Source organism: Rhodoferax sp. P2_H8_2 (genome assembly GCF_056403235.1).
Window position 1 is genome coordinate 57768 of record NZ_JBFUFW010000006.1, and the last position, 21300, is coordinate 79067.

The 21300-nt window shown below is 59.7% G+C and carries 18 protein-coding genes; 11 read left to right on the forward strand and 7 right to left on the reverse strand.

The features are described from left to right. Positions 1 to 198 precede the first annotated feature (198 nt). Complete coding sequence (locus AC1DV6_RS12250; protein WP_477977749.1) at positions 199 to 1302, forward strand: serine hydrolase domain-containing protein; 1104 nt, start codon at positions 199 to 201, stop codon at positions 1300 to 1302. Positions 1303 to 1345: 43 nt separating this feature from the next. Here the strand turns inward: AC1DV6_RS12250 and AC1DV6_RS12255 are convergent, their stop codons facing one another. Next, positions 1346 to 2149, reverse strand: coding sequence for a LytR/AlgR family response regulator transcription factor (locus AC1DV6_RS12255; RefSeq protein ID WP_477977750.1), 804 nt, complete (start codon positions 2147 to 2149; stop codon positions 1346 to 1348). 8 nt (positions 2150 to 2157) lie between these two features. Continuing rightward, positions 2158 to 3405, reverse strand: a complete 1248-nt coding sequence (locus AC1DV6_RS12260) for a sensor histidine kinase (RefSeq protein ID WP_477977751.1) — start codon at positions 3403 to 3405, stop codon at positions 2158 to 2160. A 197-nt stretch (positions 3406 to 3602) separates the two neighbouring features. On the opposite strand from AC1DV6_RS12260, the gene ispF reads away from it, so the two are divergent. Both ispF and AC1DV6_RS12270 read left to right on the forward strand, forming a co-directional pair. Further along, a complete protein-coding gene (gene ispF / locus AC1DV6_RS12265) occupies positions 3603 to 4091 on the forward strand; it encodes a 2-C-methyl-D-erythritol 2,4-cyclodiphosphate synthase (RefSeq protein WP_477977752.1) in 489 nt (162 codons plus the stop codon). Then, positions 4088 to 6130 (forward strand): oxidoreductase, encoded by a 2043-nt coding sequence (locus AC1DV6_RS12270; RefSeq protein ID WP_477977753.1) that lies wholly within the window; start codon positions 4088 to 4090, stop codon positions 6128 to 6130. The genes ispF and AC1DV6_RS12270 overlap by 4 nt, the downstream gene beginning before the upstream one ends. 49 nt (positions 6131 to 6179) lie before the next feature. Here AC1DV6_RS12270 and AC1DV6_RS12275 read toward each other — a convergent pair whose 3' ends face one another. Together AC1DV6_RS12275 and ompR are read right to left on the reverse strand one after the other, a co-directional pair. Continuing rightward, the gene (locus AC1DV6_RS12275; protein ID WP_477977754.1) at positions 6180 to 7511 is read right to left on the reverse strand and encodes an ATP-binding protein; all 1332 of its coding nucleotides are present in this window, start codon (positions 7509 to 7511) and stop codon (positions 6180 to 6182) included. Positions 7512 to 7603: 92 nt separating this feature from the next. Then, positions 7604 to 8347 carry an osmolarity response regulator transcription factor OmpR gene (gene ompR, locus AC1DV6_RS12280; RefSeq protein WP_477977755.1) on the reverse strand — a complete coding sequence of 248 codons (744 nt, stop codon included), beginning with the start codon at positions 8345 to 8347 and terminating at the stop codon, positions 7604 to 7606. Positions 8348 to 8481: 134 nt separating this feature from the next. On the opposite strand from ompR, the gene AC1DV6_RS12285 reads away from it, so the two are divergent. The 7 genes from AC1DV6_RS12285 to AC1DV6_RS12315 all read left to right on the forward strand — a co-directional run bounded on the left by AC1DV6_RS12285 (position 8482) and on the right by AC1DV6_RS12315 (position 16463). After that, on the forward strand, positions 8482 to 8817 hold the full coding sequence (locus AC1DV6_RS12285) for a hypothetical protein (RefSeq protein ID WP_477977756.1): 336 nt from the start codon (positions 8482 to 8484) through the stop codon (positions 8815 to 8817). 19 nt (positions 8818 to 8836) lie between these two features. Continuing rightward, positions 8837 to 9553, forward strand: a complete 717-nt coding sequence (locus tag AC1DV6_RS12290; protein ID WP_477977757.1) for an SIMPL domain-containing protein — start codon at positions 8837 to 8839, stop codon at positions 9551 to 9553. Positions 9554 to 9633: 80 nt separating this feature from the next. Then, positions 9634 to 10917 carry an acetyl-CoA C-acetyltransferase gene (locus tag AC1DV6_RS12295; protein ID WP_477977758.1) on the forward strand — a complete coding sequence of 428 codons (1284 nt, stop codon included), beginning with the start codon at positions 9634 to 9636 and terminating at the stop codon, positions 10915 to 10917. Between the two features lie 3 nt (positions 10918 to 10920). After that, a complete protein-coding gene (locus AC1DV6_RS12300) occupies positions 10921 to 12285 on the forward strand; it encodes a 3-oxoacyl-ACP reductase (RefSeq protein ID WP_477977759.1) in 1365 nt (454 codons plus the stop codon). Positions 12286 to 12291: 6 nt separating this feature from the next. Next, positions 12292 to 13629, forward strand: a complete 1338-nt coding sequence (locus AC1DV6_RS12305) for a putative bifunctional diguanylate cyclase/phosphodiesterase (protein ID WP_477977760.1) — start codon at positions 12292 to 12294, stop codon at positions 13627 to 13629. Between the two features lie 83 nt (positions 13630 to 13712). Beyond that, positions 13713 to 16166, forward strand: a complete 2454-nt coding sequence (locus AC1DV6_RS12310; protein ID WP_477977761.1) for a protein kinase domain-containing protein — start codon at positions 13713 to 13715, stop codon at positions 16164 to 16166. 18 nt (positions 16167 to 16184) lie between these two features. After that, positions 16185 to 16463, forward strand: a complete 279-nt coding sequence (locus AC1DV6_RS12315; RefSeq protein WP_477977762.1) for a DUF2277 domain-containing protein — start codon at positions 16185 to 16187, stop codon at positions 16461 to 16463. Between the two features lie 182 nt (positions 16464 to 16645). Here AC1DV6_RS12315 and AC1DV6_RS12320 read toward each other — a convergent pair whose 3' ends face one another. Genes AC1DV6_RS12320 through AC1DV6_RS12330 form a run of 3 tightly spaced genes read right to left on the reverse strand, consistent with a single transcriptional unit; the run spans position 16646 to position 20337 of the window. Further along, positions 16646 to 18808 (reverse strand): S46 family peptidase, encoded by a 2163-nt coding sequence (locus AC1DV6_RS12320; protein ID WP_477977763.1) that lies wholly within the window; start codon positions 18806 to 18808, stop codon positions 16646 to 16648. Positions 18809 to 18819: 11 nt separating this feature from the next. Beyond that, the gene (locus tag AC1DV6_RS12325) at positions 18820 to 19533 is read right to left on the reverse strand and encodes a YebC/PmpR family DNA-binding transcriptional regulator (RefSeq protein WP_477977764.1); all 714 of its coding nucleotides are present in this window, start codon (positions 19531 to 19533) and stop codon (positions 18820 to 18822) included. Between the two features lie 33 nt (positions 19534 to 19566). Beyond that, positions 19567 to 20337: a 3-hydroxybutyrate dehydrogenase gene (locus AC1DV6_RS12330; RefSeq protein ID WP_477977765.1), complete on the reverse strand. Its 771-nt coding sequence runs from the start codon at positions 20335 to 20337 to the stop codon at positions 19567 to 19569. Between the two features lie 69 nt (positions 20338 to 20406). Here AC1DV6_RS12330 and AC1DV6_RS12335 point away from each other — a divergent pair, with 69 nt between their 5' ends. After that, the gene (locus AC1DV6_RS12335) at positions 20407 to 21300 is read left to right on the forward strand and encodes an alpha/beta fold hydrolase (RefSeq protein ID WP_477977766.1); all 894 of its coding nucleotides are present in this window, start codon (positions 20407 to 20409) and stop codon (positions 21298 to 21300) included.

The following is a 21300-nucleotide window of genomic DNA, read 5'->3' on the forward strand; positions in this document are numbered from 1 at the left end:
CAGTCAGCTAAATCTGGTCGTGGTAGAAGCTAGTGATACGCACAGAGCTTCGCTAGTCGCTATAAATTCAGTAGCTGCTTACGCACATTCGACGGGCGCTGCAGCCATATTTTTCTGCTGGTTCCGGAACAAAATCTCGTAGCTGAGGCTGACTTCCAGTTGTGGTCGAATCAGGGTCCCTCTGCCATAGAAAGACTTATGTTGTTTGGAAATTCCCCCGCACTGGCCACCATCGTCGCCGTTTTCGTGTCACTGCCAAGCCTGGGCGCCGTGGCGTCCCCTCTGGACGATGCCAACGCGCAGGCCCGCCAAATGATTTTGAAGACGATGAAGGATCGCCGGATACCGGGCTTGCAGATCGCCGTCATCAAGGATGATCGGCTGGTGCTGTCTGAGAGCTATGGTTTTGCCAACGTCGAGAACCGCGTGCCTGTTACAGGCCAGACGCTGTTTCCGCTGAACTCGGGCACCAAGCCTTTGACGGGCGTTGCCATGATGCAGTTGGCAGAGGCCGGACTCGTCAATCTTGATGCGCCGATCTCACGCTACCTGGATGATTTGCCAGAGGCATGGCGCCCCATTCGCGTCAGACAACTGTTGGCCCATACATCCGGGCTCCCGGACATCATTGATCAGCCAAGCCCGGTGGCAGGGGGCACCGAAGCGGCCATGTGGGCGGCGGTCAAGCAGCAACCTATGGATGCCGCGGTTGGCGAGAAGTTTGCCTACAACCAGACGAACTATGGCTTGCTTGCGCAGATCATCACCAAACAAACCAAGATGCCCTATGAACGGTATATGGCAGAGCGGCAATTTGCCTTGGCCGACATGCGATTGACAACGTTCGGCGATAGCTACGATGTGGTCGCAAACGCGGCAACCGTCTACAGCTACTTTCCGCGCAGAACGCTGGCGCCGGACGACGCCAATCGCTTGTCCCATTGGATCTACGACATGCCCTACAGCCTGCAAGCGGGCGGCGGCATGCAGACGACAGCGGATGAATTGGCGCGTTGGATCATTGCGCTATCGAAAGGCCGTTTCATCAGTGCGGCGAGTGTGCGCAGCATGTGGATACCCGAAAAGCTGAATAGCGGTGCTGATGGCAACTGGGGGGCAGGATGGCCTGTATTGGCCGCATCGCCGCGACGACAAGTGGCAGGCATCGGTGGAAATCGTTCTGCGTTCATTGTCTATCCCGACGACGGGCTGGCGATCATCGTGTTGACCAACCTGGTTGGCGGCAACCCGGAGAGATTCATTCCGCAAATTGCAGAACTCTACAAGTCGCTACCAAATTAATAGCTGCTTACGCAATTTCCACGGGCGCTACAGCCCGATTTACTTACTGATTCCGGAACAAATGTCCATAACTGCGGCTGACTTCCAGTTGTTCAGGGAAATCTTTCAGCAGTACTTTTTGCCGCCCGGTTTCGTCCTTGTGGATCGACGCGATCTCGCTGACATTGACGATGGTGGACCGGTGGATTTGCCAGAAGACTTGTTCATCCAGTTGCGGCATCAGGTCCTTGATGGGCACGCGGATCAGCGCCTCTTGTGTGCGGGTCTGCACGCGCGTGTACTTCTCGTCGGAGCGGAAGAACAGCACGTCGGCCACATCGATCATGCGCGTGACCTGGCCTGCGCTGGCTTGTAGCCACTTCAGCTTGGGTACCTGCGCCGCGCCTTGCAGTTGGCGTTGCACTTGCTGCAGCGTTTGCATCATGGTGTCGGTGGACATATCCGAGGCCGTTGTCGTCTGCGCAGACTTCGCGCGCAGGCGCTCTTCCAGCCGGGTCCGGGTCACCAGAAGGCGCTCGCTCTCCACCGGTTTGAGCAGGTAGTCGATAGCGCCTTTCTCAAAAGCGGTGACCGCGTATTCGTCGTAGGCGGTGACGAACACCATCTCGCCTGACCAGTTGTCCAGGTTGACGATTTCGCCAGCCGCTTCCAGGCCGGTCTGGCCGGGCATGCGGATATCGAGAAAGACGATGTCTGGGCGCAGTTCTTCCGCCATGCGCACGGCCTCTAGTCCGTCCCGTGCCTGGCCGACGATCTCCAGCTCGGGCCAGACATCGGCCAGGCGGGCTCGAAGCTGCTCGCGCAGCAGGCGCTCATCGTCGGCGATCAGGGCTTTCAGGGTAGTCATACGGGTCTTCAGGATGCTTTTTGGGCATCAGTTTGGTAAGGCACCATGATACGGACGGAGGTACCACTTGGGATCTCCGAGCGCAACTCAATGCGGCTGGCGCCGGGGTAGAGCAGGGCCAGGCGGGTGCGGATGTTATCCAGACCCAGTCCTGTGCCGTTGGTGGATTTGCCAAACACATCGCCTTCGGGCAGGCCGACGCCAGTGTCGATCACGTCGATCCACAGGTTGCCGTCGCGTGCTTGGGCATGGATGGTGATCTTGCCGCCTTCGGGCTTGGGTTCGATGCCGTGCTTGATGGCGTTCTCAACAACCGTCTGCAAGACCATCGGCGGGAACACCGCGCCGTTCAGGCTTTCGGGCACATCGATCTGGAATTCCAGCCGGTCTTCAATGCGCATCTTCAGCAGCTCCAGATAGGCCTTGACCAGCGAGATTTCTCGGCCCATCGTGGAGGAGTCTTCGCGCATCTGCGGCAGTGCGCCACGCAGGTAGGTGATCAGCTGCTTTTGCATGATGGAGGCGCGCGGTGGGTCGGTCTCGATCAGGTAGTCGACTGCGGCTAGCGTGTTGAACAGGAAGTGGGGTTCGACCTGGGCTTGCAGCAATTTGAGACGGGCTTGCACCAGCTGGCGTTGTAACGCTTCTTCTTCGGCGGTACTGGTCGCTTCGCGCACCTTGGCTTCGGACTCGGCCGTTTTGCGCACGATGATTTTGGCGGCGATCAGGTAGGCAAAAAGGCCCGCCAGAATTGCGGAGGACATATCCCCGATATAGCCGCCAAAGGTATGGACCGTCTGGCGCTCTTCGCGGATTTCCGGCGGCTGGTGTGCGGCCTCGCGCACCTTGATGGCGTAGGTCCGTTCCTCTTTGGTAGCGACCGGTGCAGAGCTTGCGCCCTTGGGGGCCGAGCTGGCAGCGCCCGGCACAGTGCTGACGCTGGTGGTGTTTTCGCAGCCGATGACGAACTTCTTGCCGTTGACGGTGATTTCCGATTCGCCGCAACCGGTGATGTTCTCGGTCAGCACCACGCTTTCGGTCGACACTTCCTGGGGAACCTCAATCTTCACCTTTTTGCTGCTGTGGTGCAGATTCAGACGGTCGCTGATCCAGGTGCCTGCAATCAAAATAATCACACACAGGATGGCCATGCGGGCCCAGGTGAGGGAGCCGGTCCAACTCAAGATCGCGCGGTTAAGCTGCTTGATGGTTTCCAGAAAAGTCGGCGGATGGGATGGTGGGGTGGATGCTGGCATGGGGAGTCCTCGGTTGTCCATGCCTGCAATGTAGTGGCCTCTGACCCTGAAATCATCTGGTTTGCGACAGGCTGTAGGTTGGGCCGATATTCTGTTGGCGGCGCAGAATTGGCCGAATTCCCTGGGTCGGACGGCCTCTGTGGCCGATAATTTGTGGCTAATAGCGTCAACGAACTCCAGAAAGACAAGAATTCCCCATGAATATCCGCATCGGTGAAGGCTGGGACATCCATGCCCTGGTAGACGGGCGCAAGCTCATGCTTGGTGGAGTCGAGATTCCGCATGACAAGGGCCTGCTGGGCCATTCAGACGCTGATGCGCTGTTGCATGCGATTACCGACGCGCTGTTGGGCGCGGCAGGTCTGGGCGATATCGGCACGCATTTCCCGGATACCGACGCGCAGTTCAAGGGCGCAGATTCGTCGGTACTGCTGGCCGAGGCAGCGCGCCGTGTGCGTGCAACCGGCTGGGACATTGGTAATGTGGACAGCACCGTGATCGCGCAGGCGCCCAAGCTGGCGCCCTACAAGCCGGCGATGAAGGAGCGCATTGCGCAGGTGCTGGGGATCACGGCCGATTGCGTCAACGTGAAAGCCAAGACCGCCGAAAAAATGGGGCCAGTGGGCGAGGGCAAAGCCATGGAAGCGCGGGCCATTGTGTTGTTGTTCAAAGGATCTGCAGCATGAGCCGCTCGCAATACCCCAATCTGCTGAAGCCACTGGACCTGGGTTTCACCACACTGCGCAACCGCGTGGTGATGGGCTCGATGCACACGGGCCTGGAAGACCGCTTCTACAACTACGGCAAGCTGGCCGCCTACTTCGGCGAACGCGCCAAGGGCGGCGTGGGGCTCATCGTGACGGGCGGAATTTCGCCCAATCGCCAAGGCTGGCTGCTGCCATTTGGCGGCACACTGAATTCGATTTTTGACGTCTCCAATCACCGCAAGGTGACCCGCGCTGTGCATGCTGAAGACGGCAAGATTCTGATGCAGATATTGCACAGCGGCCGCTATGGGTACCAGCCGTTTGTAGTGTCTGCTTCGGCCAAGAAATCGCCGATATCGTTGTTCAAACCGCGCGCGCTTTCCGAGCGCGGCATCCGCGCAACGATTGCCAGCTACGTGCGCTGCGCCAAGCTCGCGCAAAGGGCGGGTTACGACGGCGTGGAGATCATGGGCAGCGAAGGCTATCTGCTGAACCAATTTCTGTGCGCCCGCACCAACCAGCGCACCGACCAGTGGGGCGGCAGCATTGACAACCGCATGCGGCTACCGGTCGAGATCGTCAAACAGGTGCGTGCCGCTGTGGGGCCGAATTTCATCCTAATGTACCGGCATTCGGTGCTCGATCTGGTGGAGGGTGGTAACACCTGGGACGAAGTGGTGGCGGTGGCCAAAGCGCTGGAGCGCGCGGGTGTGACGCTGTTCAACACCGGTATTGGCTGGCACGAAGCGCGCATTCCCACCATCGTGACCTCGGTGCCACGGGCGGCATTTGCGAGCGTGGCGGCGCGTTTGCGAAAGGCCGTCAATGTGCCGGTGATCGCCAGCAACCGCATCAACATGCCGCAAGAGGCCGAAGCGCTAATTGCCAATGGCGATGTGGACATGGTGTCGATGGCGCGGCCGTTTCTGGCGGACTCTGAATGGGTCAACAAGGTCGCAGAGGGCAGGGTGGATGAGATCAACACCTGCATAGGCTGCAACCAGGCCTGCCTGGACCATACGTTTTCCAACCAGCGTGCCAGTTGCCTGGTGAATCCGCGCGCGGCGCATGAGACGGAAATTGTGTATCGCAAGGCGACGCAGCCAAAGCGCGTGGCGGTGGTGGGCGCCGGGCCAGCGGGCATGTCCGCTGCGACGGTAGCCGCTGAGTGTGGTCACACAGTCACGCTATTTGAAGCGTCCGATCGGATTGGTGGGCAGTTCAACTGGGCGATGCAGGTGCCGGGCAAGGAAGAGTTTGCGCAGACGCTGCGCTTCTTTGGCAAGCGGCTGGAGATCACTGGCGTGCAGGTGAAGCTGGGCGAGCGGGTGACGCGCGAAGCCTTGCTGGCACAGGGCTTTGATGACGTGATCGTTGCGACCGGCGTGCTGCCGCGTACGCCGCCGATTGCTGGAGTCGACCATGCCAAGGCGGTGTCGTATCTCGACGTCTTGCAGCGCAAGGTGGTGCCAGGCAAGCGTGTGGCGATTGTGGGTGCCGGTGGCATCGGCTTTGATGTGGGCGAGTTCCTGTTGCACGACCCGGCCGTTGCGCTGCCCTTGTCGGTGCCGAACTGGTGCGCGGAATGGGGTGTGGATTTGCAGGCGCAAAGCAATGGCGGCCTGGTGGCTCCGCATGCCGCAGAGCCCTATCGCCAGCTATTCCTGTTGCAACGCAAGACCACCAAGCCCGGTGCGGGCCTGGGCAAGACATCGGGCTGGGTGCACCGCGCGGCTTTGCAGCGCGGTGGCGTGGAAATGCTCAGCGGCGTGGAGTACCGCAAGATTGATGATGCAGGTTTGCACATCACGGTGGGCGGCGTGGAACGTGTGCTGGAAGTGGACCACGTGGTCCTATGCGCAGGCCAGGAGTCTCTGGCCGATCTGATGCCTGCTAAGGACGCAGCGCCTGTGAATGGGCAACCGCGCTTTCATTGCATTGGTGGCGCGGCATTGGCTGCCGAATTGGATGCCAAGCGCGCGATCCGCGAAGGCGCGCTGCTGGCGGCAAACCTGTGAATTTACGGGTCAGACCACTTGCGAAGCAATGTGCTCTGACCCCAACCGATCAAATCCGGGTTGCTCTGTCTAACCGGATGTGGGCCGACAACCCACCGCTGACAGAGTTGCGCAACTGGAACGAGCCCTTCATGCGCTGTACGGTTTTCTCCACAATCGCCAGACCCAAACCGGCGCCATTGGCGGCAGTGCGCGCTGCTTCGCCGCGGTAAAACGGTTGTGTCAGGTTCAGCAACTGTTCATTGGCCACGCCCAGCCCGTGGTCGCGGATTTTGATCAGCACGAACTTGTCTTTCGCTATCGCCGCAATCTCGATGCGCGCAATGCCGGTATCTGCAGATTTGCCGTAGCGTTTGGCGTTTTCCAGCAAATTGGAGATCACCCGTCCTAGCTCGACTTCATCGGCCTGCACCAGCAGGTCTTCCGATAGCCGGACATCGATGCGAACGTCTGGCTGGTATTTGTAGGCATAGATACAGGCGTCCACCACGTCGGCCAGCAACACCGGCGTGAGCTTCATGCGGTCCGGGCGGGCGTAATCCAGAAACTTGTCGATGATGGCGTCCAACTGCGCAATGTCGGCGGCCATGTGGGCGCGGGCATCCAGGTCGCTGACGCTCATCTCCGTTTCCAGCCTGAGCCGAGCCAGTGGCGTGCGCAAGTCGTGCGAGATCCCGGCCAGCATCACGGCACGGTCTTGCTCCACCTTGGCAAGCCGCTGGGCCATGCGGTTAAAGCCAATATTGACCTCGCGGATTTCGCTGGTTTGTACGGTTTCATCGAGGCGACTGGCGCTGAAATTTCCTTCGCGCACACGGCTGGCGGCGAACGACAGTTCTTTCAGCGGTCGGTTGATCAGGCCGGCAATCAGCGCCGCGCCGCTGAGCGACAGGACGGCAGCCACCAGCAGCCAGATCATCCAGGTGCGTCCGCCTGCCGGGTCAAAGCGCGCAGAGTCGGTTTGCAGCCAGTAGTCGTCGCCATCAATCTCAAAGGCAATCCACAGGCCGGGCTGGTAATTCACTTCGCTGGCAACCACCGTGTGTTTGCCCAGCCGCAGCGTGAGTTCGCGCGCAACATCCTGGTTGATGGCACCCGCTTGCACCGGCACGAAGCGGTCATTGGGTTCGCGCGGAACGATGCGCAGGCCTTCCTCGTCGCTCATGGTTTTGAGCAGCGACACGCGGGCAATGGCATCGGCGTGCACCAGTGCGGCCCGGCTCAGGTTGACCTGAGACGCCAGCTGCTGCGCGATTTGCACAGCGCGCGGCTCGAACTCCAGCGAACGCAGGGTTTGCAGCCAGGCCAGAATGCTGCCCAGTAGCAGGATGGCCAGCAGGAAGAAGGTGCGCCAGAAAAGGCTCAGACCCGTCCAGCTCAAAGAGCCATGCGACGGCTTTTTTGCCGCTAAGTGCGCCGGCTGGGTGCCGTCAAATTCCTGTTGCGTTAAGGTTTCAGCCAATGGGCATCACCTCAAGCAGCTGTCGCAGTCGCTTCATCCGGTACGAAAACGTAACCAATCCCCCAAACGGTCTGGATAAAGCGGGGTGTTGTGGGATCGACTTCAATCAGCTTGCGCAAACGCGAAACCTGTACGTCCAGACTGCGATCAAAGGGTTCGAACTCACGTCCGCGGGAAAGCTGGGCCAGCTTTTCACGTGACAGCGGCATGCGCGGGTGGCGCACCAGTGCCTTGAGCATCGCGAACTCGCCGGTGGTCAGTGACAGTTCATCTGCGCCTTTGTGAAGCGTACGGGCGCCCAGGTCAAACTTGAAGCCGCCAAAGTACACGACCTCGTTTTCACTGGACGGTGCGCCTGGCACTTCCTGTACCGGGCGACGGCGCAGCACGGCGTGGATACGGGCCAGCAGCTCGCGCGGGTTGAAAGGCTTGCCCAGGTAATCATCGGCACCCACTTCCAGGCCAACGATTCGGTCAATGTCTTCGCCCTTGGCGGTCAGCATGATGATGGGGGTCTGGTCATTGGCCGCGCGCAGGCGGCGGCAGATGGACAGGCCGTCCTCGCCGGGCATCATCAAATCCAGCACGATCAGCTCGGCGGTCTCGCGCAGCATCACGCGGGTCAGCGATTTGCCATCCTCGGCCAGCAGGACGTCAAAGCCTTCCTGCGTCAAGTAGCGTTTGAGGAGGTCACGGATACGGGCATCGTCATCGACGACCAGAATCTTGTGGGGGCGTGTGCTGGTAGGTTGCATTGGATGCGGTCAAATTTGTAACAGCGCCATTTTGCGTGGTGGAACCAATTTGTAACAGCGGTGGCGCTAGGGTGTTGACAGAATGTTACAAAAATAGGGGTGAAAGCCGGGCGGCAACGCCAACAATCGAAAGCATGCAAGCCAAGGTCTGTACGCCAACCAACGCCCCCCGCACATGGCGGGTCTGGTTGGTGCTGGGCGCGCTAACCGCGGTGGCCGGCGCCGTATGGGCGCAAGCCGCCGATCAGCAGTCTCAGCCCATTCCCGCCGACCGCAGCAAGGCAGGGGGGCCGCAACAGCAACGGCGTGCCGCCTTGCGCGCCGCGCTGCAAGCCCAGCGCGAAGCCGAGGCGCCAAAACCGGATCGCACTGTGCGCCAACTGACTCCTGCAGAACGTGCCAAACTGCGGGAGCAGTTGCGCCAGCAGCGCCGCGATGCGCCGCAAGACCGCAATGGACAGTCCCAGTAATCCATTTTTAAAAGCAACCATGAAAAAATACGCTATGCATTCCATAGCTGCTCTCGCCCTGTTGGCGGGCGCTGCGGCCACTTTTTCTGCCCAAGCTCAAACGATGGAGCGGGAGATTCATAACCAGGTTCAGCTCTCTGCCAGCGCCTCGGTGGAGGTGCAGCAGGACTTGCTGACGCTTACGCTGGCCGTTACGCGCGAAGGCGCCGACCCGGCAGCCTTGCAAAGTCAGTTGCGTCAAGCGCTGGAAACTGCGCTGGCGGTGGCCAAGCCGCAGGCCCAAAGCGGCGCGATGGATGTGCGTACCGGGCAGTTCAGCCTGCAGCCGCGCTACAACCGCGACGGCAAGATCACCGCGTGGAGTGGCAGCACCGAGCTGGTGCTGGAAGGGCGTGACTTCGCCCGTATCGGCAGCACTGCGGGCAAGGTGCAAACGCTGGTCATCAGCAATGCCAGCTTTAGCCTGAGCCGGGAAGCCCGTGCCAAGGCCGAGGCTGATGTCCAGGCCAGCGCGATTGACCGCTTCAAACTGCGTGCGACCGAGATCGCCAAGGGCTTTGGCTTTGCCAGTTATGGTTTGCGCGATATCTCTGTCTCTGCCAGCGACGCCGGTTTCATGCCGCGCCCGCGCATGATGGCAATGGAGATGTCGAAGTCCTCGGACGCCGCCGTGCCTATGGAAGCGGGCAAGACGGCAGTCACCGTGACCGTTTCGGGCAACGTACAGCTCAAATAATGGGCTGATGCAGCCCRCAGGATGGGGTGGTGTTCCTGAGGGGACGGTCTTACACTGTCCCTTTTTTGCTCGCCTGCCCAATGACCTCTACCAGCCCACGCCGGGTCGCCATCGTTGGCGCCAACCGGATACCATTCGCCCGCTCCAACACGGCATATTCCCAGCTTTCCAATAAAACCATGCTGACCGACACGTTGCGCGGTCTGGTCGAGCGGTACAAGCTGCAGGGCGAATTATTGGGCGAGGTGGTCGGCGGTGCGGTGATGAAGCATTCGCGCGACTGGAATCTGGTCCGCGAATGCGTGCTGTCGTCCGGTCTGCACCCCAACACCCCCGGCTACGACGTGCAGCAAGCCTGCGGCACGGGCTTGGAGGCGACGATTCTGGTCGCCAACAAGATCGCGCTGGGCCAGATTGAGGCCGGTATTGCCTGCGGCAGCGACACGACGTCCGACGCGCCGGTAGCGGTCAGTCGTGGCATGCAAAGGGCGCTGATGGACCTGAACGCGGCACGCACCGGCGGCGCGCGTTTCAAGGCCTTGCTCAAGGCCATCAATCCAGTCAACCTGATTCCCGAAATTCCCGCCAACGCCGAGCCGCGCACCGGCAAGTCCATGGGGCAACATGCTGAGCTGACCGCGCAGCGCTATGGAGTCACCCGACAGGATCAGGATGCCTTGGCGTTGCGCAGCCACCAGAACCTGGCCCGCGCCTATGACGAAGGCTTCTTTGCCGGTCTGGTGATGCCCTACGGCGGTTTGAGCCGTGATAACAATCTGCGCGCCGACACCAGCATGGAAAAGCTGGGTTCGCTGAAACCCGCGTTTGACAAAGCCAACGGCACCATCACGGCGGGCAATGCCTCGCCGCTGACCGATGGGGCATCGTCGGTATTGCTGGCCTCCGAAGAATGGGCGCAAAAACACAATCTGCCAGTGATGGCCTGGTTCGTTACCGGTGAGGCCGCTGCAGTGGACTTTATTGATGAGCGCGAAGGTCTGCTGATGGCGCCGGCCTATGCCATACCGCGCATGTTGCAGCGTCTGGACCTGAAACTGCAGGATTTTGATTTCTATGAAATCCACGAAGCCTTTGCGTCGGTCGTGCTGTGCACGCTGGCGGCCTGGGAGTCTGACGAGTTTTGCCGTACCAAGCTGGGCCTCGGTGGCGCGTTAGGTTCCATCGATCGCAGCCGCCTGAATGTCAACGGCAGCTCCATCGCCGCAGGCCATCCGTTTGCTGCCACGGGCGGGCGCGTAGTTGCCACACTGGCCAAGCTGTTGGAGCAGGCGGGCAAGGGGCGCGGATTGATCTCCATCTGCGCGGCAGGCGGGCAGGGCGTTACTGCCATTCTGGAGCGCTGAGCCATGTCGGATCTGTTGCTGAAACTATCCAACGACAACCGCAGCGCGCGGCTGGTGCGCGCGCTGGGCTTGCCAACGCCGGTGGTCTTGGCGCGTGGACAGGGGCCGACCGCGGCCCGTGAACTGGACGGGAAACTGGCGCTGCTGCTGAATGCGCCTGGGGGTTACGCCACCGAAGCGCTGACACAGGCGCTGCAGGCCGCAGGTGCCACGCTGGTGCGCGTTGATGAAACCGATGCCAGCCAGTTGCTGGACATTGTGGTGATGGACGCCAGTGGCTGCCAGCATGTGAATGACTTGCGTGCTCTGTTTGAAGGCTTTAATCCGCTGATGCGACGCCTGCGCAAGAACGCGCGTGTCCTGTTACTGGCCAATAGCCCGGACGCACTGGCAGACCCCGTGGCTTCGGCTTGCGCGCGTTCAGTGGAGGGCTTTATGCGCTCGCTGGGCAAGGAAGTGGGCAAGCGCGGCATTACCGCCAATCTGCTGTATGTAGCGCCCGCGGCTTTGTCCGGCTTGCCGGGCCCGGTGCGGTTTTTCTGCTCTGCTCGCAGCACCTACGTATCGGGGCAAGCGGTGTTGGTACAGGCCCCGCACGGAGCTGCGGGCGCAGATACTGTCGGCACAGGGCTTCCGATGGCCGGCAAAGTGGCCGTGGTGACCGGTTGTGCGCGTGGCATTGGTCACGCCATTGCGGCGCGGCTGGCTGCCGACGGCGCACACCTGGTGTGTATTGATGTCGGTGCAGCACGCGACGCACTGTATGAGACCGCATTGCAGTTGGGCGGAACCGCATTGGTGCTGGACATCTCCGAAGAAAACGCCGGGCAGACGCTGGCAGACTTCGTGACAGACCGCTGGGGCGGCGTGGACATCGTTGTGCACAACGCGGGCATCACCCGCGACAAGACACTGGCCAATATGACGGAAGTGCAATGGGATCTGGTGATGGCGATCAATTTCGCTGCCATCACCCGCATCGACGAAACCCTGATGGCGGGCAAGCTGCTGCGCAGCGGTGGGCGCCTGGTCAGCCTGTCATCGATCAGTGGCATTGCAGGCAATTTTGGCCAAACCAATTACGCCACCAGCAAGGCCGCGCTGGTGGGCTATGTGCATGCATTGGCGAAAGTGGTGGCAGAACATGGCATTACCGTCAACGCGGTAGCGCCCGGGTTTATTGAAACGCCGATGACGCAGAAAGTGCCGCTGTTCATGCGCGAGGCAGGGCGACGTCTCAATTCGCTGTCACAAGGCGGACTGCCGCAAGACGTGGCCGAACTGGTCTGTTTTCTGGCATCGGAAGATGCGGCTGGTATCAATGGCAACACCGTGCGTGTATGCGGTCAGGCTTTGTTGGGAGCCTGAGTACTGATGTCCGCCGCGCAAGCCAACGCAGTGAAAGACGCAGTCAGCACGCAGCACGCGCGCCGCGTTTTTTTGATGTTGCGCATTGCATCCGGGGTGCTGATGGCCATGGGACTGGTCTGGGCGATCACTTTTACGCTGCGCGGAGATTGGTTCATTGTCGGCATGGATGTCTTCATGCTTGCTGTGGGCGCCATGGTCTGGGTGTTGGCCGGGCGCAAGCAGATCCGGGTTGCGTTCTATCTGATGTTTGTCACCATCTTTGTGGTGGTCACGACCATTTCCTTGCTGCAGGACATCCCCAACCTGGCTGCACCGCGCACCACACACCACTTCTTGCTGGTGCTGGCGGTCAGCGTATTGCTGTTTCTGCGCGATGAAAGCCAGTGGCTTCGTCACGGCATGGCGCTGCTTTGCATGGTGGTCTATATCGCGCTGGGGAGTGCACAGTTCGGAATCGTGACGCCCTATGTTGTGCCGGACAGTGTGCGCATTGGCGGCAGCTGGGTCAATACAGGAGTTGCGATTTTCACACTGTATGGACTCATCCACATCATGGTGAACGAGTTCTCGGTTGTGTCAGAGCCGGAGCGCGATTTGCGCAGGGGCTTGCTGCGTGGCGAATTTTTTGTGGTGTACCAGCCTCAGGTGACATCGGAGGGGCGCTTGGTGGGTGCGGAGGCGTTGTTGCGTTGGCAGCATCCGCAACGTGGTTTGGTGTCGCCGGCCGAATTCATTCCACTGGCGGAGCAGACCGGCCTCATTCTGCCCCTGGGTTTGCTGGCGCTGGAGACAGCGTGTCATCAGTTGGTGCGTTGGGGCCATCAGCCCGGACTGGTTGATGTCAGTCTGTCTGTCAATGTCAGTGCGCAGCAGTTTCGCCAGCCCGACTTCGTATTCCATGTCAAAGAGATTTTGCGCCGCACAGGCGCGCCGTCGAAAGCCTTAAAGCTGGAGTTGACCGAGAGCTTGCTGGTGCACGACATCGAGGACATCGTATTGAAGATGGGCCAACTGGGCGACCTGGGGGTGGGCTTTTCGCTGGATGACTTCGGCACGGGGTATTCATCGCTGAATTACCTCAAACGCCTGCCGCTGGATCAGTTGAAGATCGACCAGTCGTTTGTGCGCGATGTATTGACCGATCCCAACGGCGCTGCCATTGCCCGCACCGTGATTGCGTTGGGTAAGAGCATGGGTTTTGCAGTGATTGCCGAAGGCGTGGAAACCGAGGGGCAGCGCACCTTCCTGATAGAAAACGACTGCCACATCTTCCAGGGTTTCCTGTTCAGCAAACCGCTGCCTGCGCCGCTATTCCTGGAGTTCGCCAACAACGCTGCCTGACCTCTGGTTTTCACGCACGCAAGACGGTGTCATACTGAGGTCAAATCCACGCAATAGGTGACATTGCGTACTGAGTCGTTGTCATGCCCGAACCCATCACCCCAACCCACACCCAAACGCTGTCTGGTGTATCGGTATTGCTCCCAAAAGACACCGTAGGCCGCTTTGAGTTGCGCAGCATCCTGGGGCGGGGCGCCCAGTCCACCGTATGGCTCGCGTTTGACCCCCGCCTTGAGCGCGAGGTGGCCATCAAGGTGATGCACCCCCATGAGGGTTCGGACAATGAAGCTGTAAGCCAGTGGCTGCAGGAGGCCCGCAGTGTGGGGCGCGTCAACCATGCCAATATCATTCAGGTGTTTGAGGCGGACATTCATAAAAGCCAGCCTTACCTAGTGTTTGAATACGTAGCGGGCAAGACGCTGGAGCGGCTGATGCACGAACGCGGTGCGCTACCACCGCAGGAGGCCGTCACCTGGATGCGCGACGTATTGGACGCGGTGGCTACCGCCCATGCCGCGGGCGTGGTGCACCGCGACCTCAAACCTTCCAACATATTGATTGACACCACAGGGCGTGCCCGGGTGATGGATTTCGGCATTGCGGCACGTATCCGCGAGAGCGGCAGCGCAGAGCCCGCCGCAGGTACCGCCGGCTACCTGTCTCCCGAAGCGGCACAGGGCGCGGAACCAGCTGCGTCGATGGACATTTTTGCGGCCGGTGTGGTGTTGGCGGAGCTGCTGATGGGGCGGCGTCTGATTGAAGATACCGATCCGTACCGGGCTATCTACCGCGTATTGCACGAACAACTGCTGCTTCCTGAAGACATGGGCGCAGGCGTTGACGACCGACTGCGCGCCATCATCAATCGAGCCCTGTCGCACGACCCTCGCCAGCGTCATGTCAGTGCCCGGGTGTTGCAGTCTGAACTGGAGCAATGGGCGAGTCAGTCGCCAGACTCTGTGGAAGCCCAAGCCAGCGCGCCCGGACAAAACGGCACACTGGAATTTCTATTGAGGCGCATGCGCCACAAGAGCGACTTTCCGGCCATGTCCGACTCGGTGCTGCGCATCCAGAACATGGCAACTTCGGAAACCGAGAGCGTAGGCAGCATTACCAACGAAATCCTGAAGGATGTGGCACTGACCAACAAGCTGCTGCGGCTGGTCAACAGCGCGCATTTTGGGCGCAGCGGAACCATCAGCACCGTGTCCAGAGCAGTCACACTGGTCGGCTTCAATGGCATTCGCAATATGGCGCTGAGCCTTGTGTTGTTGGAGCACATGCAGGACAAAGCGCACGCGGCGCAACTCAAGGAAGAGTTCTTGCGTTCGTTGCTGGCCGGCAGCATTGGCAGCGAGTTGTGCCGTGTCGAGCGTGAAAGCGAAGAAGCTTTCATTGGGGCCATGTTCCAGAATCTGGGGCGATTGCTGGTGCTGTTCTATTTTCCGGAAGAGGCTACCCGCGTGCGCAATCTGATGCAGAGCCCGCGCCATCCGTTGTCGGAAACTTCGGCCGCCATCAGTGTGTTGGGTTTGAGCTTTGAGGCGCTGGGCATCGGTATTGCGAAAGCCTGGAGCCTTCCAGATGATATTCAGCGCTGTATGCGCAAACCGGCGGGCGAGCCGCCGCCACGCGCGCCGTTGGACGATGCCGAACGCATACGGTGGGTGGCGCTAGCGTCCAACGAAGTGGCGGACACGCTGCTGCATAGCGATTCACAGGAGCGTGAAGCCCGGTTGAGTCAGATCACACGCAAGTACATGTCGGCAATGGGTGTCACGGCCAAAGAGTTTTTGCTGGCCACCAACAAGGCGCGCCAGAAGCTGGGTGATCTGGCAGCAGCGATGGAAATCCGTGTGGCACCTGGCTCAGCCGCCGCCAGACTGCTCAAGAATACCGAAGATACGGCCGAGCCTGTGCGACGCCCCCCGGTGGACTCGTTGTCGCAGTTCGGCGGGCTGGAGCTGCAGGCTACGCCAACCTCACCTGATCTGGATGCCGACGCATTGCAACATTCCCGCCAGGTGACCGAGACCCTGGCAGCAGGCATTCAGGACATCACCAATGCGATGGTGGAGGACTTCAAGCTCAGCGACGTGTTGCGAATGATCCTGGAAACCATGTACCGGGCAATGGACTTTGACCGCATCATCTTTTGCATGCGCGATTCCAAGACAGAAATGATTACGGGTCGCTTTGGCTTGGGGCAGGGCGTGGAGAGTTACGTCAAGATGTTCAAGACTCATCTGAAAGCATCCACACCTGATCTGTTTGGTGTGGTCTGCATCAAAGGCGCAGACACCATGATCAGCGACGCCTCCGAGCCCCGCATCGTTCAGCGTTTGCCCGATTGGTACCGCTCCAGCCTCAATGCTCCCACTTTTTTGCTGTTGCCCTTGCAAATCAAGGGCGCGCCGTTCGGTCTGATTTACGCAGACAAAGCAGTGCGTGGTTCGCTGGAGCTGGATGAAAAAGAACTGGCCTTGTTGCGTACGTTGCGCAATCAGGCTGTGATGGCGTTCAAGCAGAGCAGCTAGCGTTGAGGTTTAAGACCCATGTGCAGAAATATCCGAACCCTGTTCAACTTTGACCCACCCGCCACCGAGCTGGAAATTCGCGATGCATCCTTGCAGTTTGTCCGCAAGCTCAGCGGGTTTAGTATTCCGTCCAAGGCGAACGAAGAGGCATTTGAGCGGGCAGTGGAAGAGGTGGCTACTTCGGCACGTGCGCTGATTCAGTCGTTGGTGACTACTGCGGAGCCCAAGAATCGCGAGGTTGAAGCGGCCAAAGCCAAGGCCGCTTCTGCTTTACGGTTTGGTGTCAAAACCGTTTAAGCGGTTATTTCATTTGCCCGCTGACGGCATGGGGTAAGCCTCAAAGCGAATTTCCCCCGGGGCCCTCACGGCCCCGGGGGACACGGAGCAAAACGCATAGCCCTGCTGCTCTGAAGCGCAATCTCTGGAGAACAAAGAAAAAAGGACTGCCTGAGCAGTCCTTAGTCAAAAGACGGGGTGTATCAGAGCACGCCCATTTCCTTCAGCAGTCGGTCGGCCTTGTCGACTACCTTCATCTGCCACTGCATGTAGCGCGTGTCCAGCACGATGCTGCGAACAGTCTTGGGGTTGAAGTCGACATCGGCAATCACGGCATCCAGCGTGCCGTCAAACAGCAGACCGACCAGCTCGGCTTTGCCGTTGAGTACGGGGGAGCCAGAGTTGCCGCCGGTCGTGTCCAGTGTGGCGAGGAAGTTGACCGGTACTGAGCCCAGTTCCTTGACTTCGTACTTATCGAACTTCTTGGCACGGATTGCAGCCAGTTGTGCTGCCGGCGCATCGAAATCGCCGGTGCCCGTCGCTTTGGCGCTGATTCCGTTCAAAGTTGTGAACGGCTTCCAGTTGCTGCCATCTGCGCCCGGGGTGCGGCCAGTGACCTTGCCGAAGCTTACGCGCAGCGTGCTGTTGGCGTCCGGGTAAATCGCTTCCTTGCGGCTGGCTTTGTAGGCGATCAACGCTTTCATCGTGTTGGCGTAAGCCAGCTGGATGCGGCCACCGAGTTCCTTGTCGCGTGCTTCGCGGGCTTCGTCGTCGGCATAGAGAGCCACAGCAGCCTTGATAAACGCGTCGTCACTGGCTTTGAAGTCGTCAGCCTTGCGGTCCAACCAAGCGAGGCGCTCGGTCTTGTCGGCCAGTTTGCTATTGGCGTAAAACGCATCCAGGCGACTGCGGACAGTTGCTTCATCCATGCCTGCGCTCAGGCCCAGCGCACCCAGTAGCGCTTGGTTCAGTGTTGCCGGAGGTTGTGCCAGATATTGGGCCATCATCGTAGATGTGATGCGCTTGTCGACCTTCTCGTCGTAGCGACGTTCCAATGCTTCCACACCCGAACGGATGCGCCGCAGATCACGTGTTTGAAAGCCAGCCTTGCGCTCGGCATCCGGCTTGGACTGCTCCTGGGCCAGGCGGTTCATCTGCTTGGCAACACCCAGCAATGCGGGCTGAGACATGCCCATCAACAGTTCTGCACGGATGTTGGCCTGGCGTTGCGCGAGCAGGGATTCGACTGCTTCCAGATCGGCGCCGTATTCCTTGGCGCGTTTGGCGTCACCGTTCACCCAGGCCTTCAATTGCGCATACGAGGCCTGCTTGCGTGCCAGGATGTCGCTGCCGTCATAGCTTTCTTGCTGGCCGGTGTAGTTCTTCATCGTGTTGTTGAGGCCGGCCACCATGTTGGCGTACTTCAACTCGGCATCCTTGCGGCCTTCAGTCTCAGCAGCGATCAGCGCCAGGCGCTTTTCAAACGCCTTGATCATCGCCGGGTGTTGCCAGCTGTAGCTGAAGTCAACTTCCATCGGCAGGTTGTAGCGGTTGGTGCGGCCGGGATAACCTGTCACCATCACGAAGTCGTTTTCCTTCAACGGTGAAGTGGCCAGCTTCAAGTGGAACTTGGGTTCGTAAGGCTTGTTGTCTTTGTTGAAATCGGCAGGCTTGCCATCCGGTCCTACGTACGCGCGGTAGAAGCTGTAATCGCCGGTGTGGCGTGGCCACATCCAGTTGTCAGTATCACCACCAAACTTGCCGACGCCAGAGGCTGGCGCGTGCACCAGGCGCACGTCGCGGATTTCCATTTGCTTGATCAACTGGTACTGCACGCCACCAAAGAAGGGGTAGACATTGCAGCGGTGGCCGGTGTCCTTTTCGCATTCCGCGATCAGGGACTTTTCGTTGACTTCGATGGCGTCGACACGCGCTTTGCCGCGCAACGCTGCGGTCTTGGCATCCAAAATCTGGCCAGTGACATCGCGAACGTCCACCGTAACCAGTACACGGCTACCGGGAGCTGCGGGCAATTCGTCTGCCAGCGTTGCTGCCAGGAAGCCGTTTTTGATCAAGTCGCGCTCAGGGCGGGAGTTGTACTGAATGCTTCCGTAAGCGCAATGGTGGTTGGTCACCACCAACCCTTGTGGCGACACGAACGACGCAGTGCAGCCGCCCAGGCTGACAACGGCAGCCATGGGGAATTCGGTCAGGGTCTTCAGTTTGGCTGGATCAATCGCCAGGCCCGTTGCCTTGAGCTGCTTCGCAATTTGCGGCAGTTGCGAGGGGGTCCACATGCCTTCTTCGGCGAATGCAGTGGTTGCCACGCACGCCAGTGCCAGGCAGCTCAGAGTGAATTTTTTCATTTGCATAAGGTTTAACCAGCCAGTCCTACAAAAACGTTTTGAACATCATCATTTCCATCAATCGCTGCCAGAAAGGCTTCGACCTCCTCCAATTGCTCGGCGCTCAAATTGGCCGGGTCCACGGGATTCTTGGATTTATATCCGAGCTTTGCGGACAGAACTGTAAAGCCATGTAAAGGTAGCGCGCGACTCACGAGGTCCAGATCGGTCGGGTCGGTCCAGAACATCGTCGTCCCTTCTTCCTCGCCCGGTTCGAAGTCTTGCGCACCTGCTTCAATCGCGGCCACTTCAGGGTCAGCGCCCGCTGCGGCCGGTTCGGCTTCGATCATTCCGACATGGTTGAAGTCCCAGGACACCGAGCCCGATGTACCGAGCTGGCCTTTGCGGAACAGTACCCGCATTTCGGGTGCGGTGCGGTTGACGTTGTCTGTCAGGCACTCGACCATCACCGCGACCTGGTGCGGCGCAAAGCCCTCGTAGATCACGTGTTCAAAATGAACGGCTTCGCTGCCAATACCCGCGCCTTTTTTAATGGCACGTTCTAGCGTGTCCTTGGGCATGGACACTTTGCGCGCTTGCTCCAGCACCAATCGCAGCTTGGAGTTGCCTGCGGGGTCAGCGCCACCGCGGGCCGCGACCATGATGTCCTTGGCTAGACGGCCAAACAATTTACCTCTGGCGTTCGCCGCCAACTCTTTGCCTTTTGCTTTCCACTGTGCGCCCATGGCGTCTCCTTCTGATTGTTCTGATGGTTTCGATTATTGGGCGGCCCAGCCGCCATCCATATTCCAGGCTACGCCACGCACGTTGTTGCCGGCGGGGGAGCAGAAGAATACAGCCAACGCGCCGAGCTCTTCGGGCGTGGTGAATTGCATCGATGGCTCTTTTTCACCCAACAGCTCCTTGGTGGCTGCTCCGTTGGTGATGCCGTGGGCAACTGCCTTGGCGTCCACCTGTTTTTGCACCAGAGGCGTCAAGACCCAGCCAGGGCAGATCGCATTGCAGGTGACACCGGTAGGGGCGTTTTCCAGCGCCACGACTTTAGTCAAACCCACTATGCCGTGCTTGGCGGCGACATAAGCAGATTTCTCTGCCGAGCCCACGAGGCCGTGGACAGATGCAACGTTGATGATGCGGCCCCAGTTGTTGGCCAGCATCTTGGGCAGGGCCAGGCGCGTAGCGTGAAAAGCGCTGGAGAGGTTGATGGCAATCACCGCATCCCAACGCTCAACGGGGAAGTTCTCTACACGGGCCACATGCTGGATACCGGCGTTGTTGACCAGGATGTCCAGGCCGCCAAACGTCTTGTGGGCATGGTTGATCATGTCTTCGATCTCGGCGGGCTTGCTCATGTCGGCGCCGTGGTAGCTCACCTGCACACCGAAAGCCTCTACTTCAGCCTTGGGGCCTTCGACATCGCCAAATCCGTTGAGCACGATGTTCGCGCCTTGGGCGGCAAGCGCCTTGGCAATACCCAGACCGATGCCGCTGGTGGAGCCGGTAACCAGCGCGGTTTTACCTTTCAACATGGTGGTGCTTTCAAAAAAGTAGAGGGGGATGAATTAGGATGTGGTCATTATCAATGCGGGTATTTCACCATGGCTGACCCAACCCTGAATTATGTAACTTGCCCGGAGGCCCATGGCAGTCATCGCATGGCGTACTGGCAGTGGGGCGATGCGGCGGCTGAACACACGGTCGTCTGCGCACACGGTTTGTCGCGCCAGGGGCGAGATTTCGATGTTTTGGCACAGGCACTGGTGGCACGTTCAGGTGGGGCAATGAATGTGGTGTGCCCGGATGTGGTGGGTCGGGGCCAAAGTGATTGGCTCAAAGACCCTGCCGGATACCAGTTGCCTGTCTATGCGGGCGACATGCTGGCGATGCTGGCGCAGCTCAAGCCCAAAACACTGGATTGGGTGGGAACCAGCATGGGTGGGCTGATTGGCCTGGCTGTTTGCGCCCATGCCGCGACAGTAGGCGCCAAGGTGCGCAAGCTGGTGTTGAACGATGTGGGGCCCAGCATCCAATGGGAATCCATTGTTCGTATTGGTGCGTATCTTGGCAAATCCATGGAGTTTGCATCCACGCAGCAGGCGGCCGATGCGATGTGGGCCATCTCCACCAGTTTTGGCCCGCACACGCCGCAGCAGTGGCTGGAGTTGTCGCGCCACATGGTCAAGCCTTTGCCCGATGGACAAAGCGGTGTGACTTTGCATTACGACCCGAATATCGCTGTGCCTTTTCGCACGCTGACGCAGGAAATCGCGGCGCAGGGCGAAGCGCTGGTCTGGCAGATCTATGACAGCCTCACCGCAGACACCTTGTTGCTGCGAGGCGCGGATTCTGATCTTCTCTCCAAAGAGACCGCAATACAGATGACCCAGCGCGGCCCCAAGGCCAAACTGGTGGAGTTTGCCGGTGTCGGCCACGCGCCCACGCTGATTGCGCAAGACCAAGTTGAGACCGTAACCGCGTTCCTTCTGGGGTAA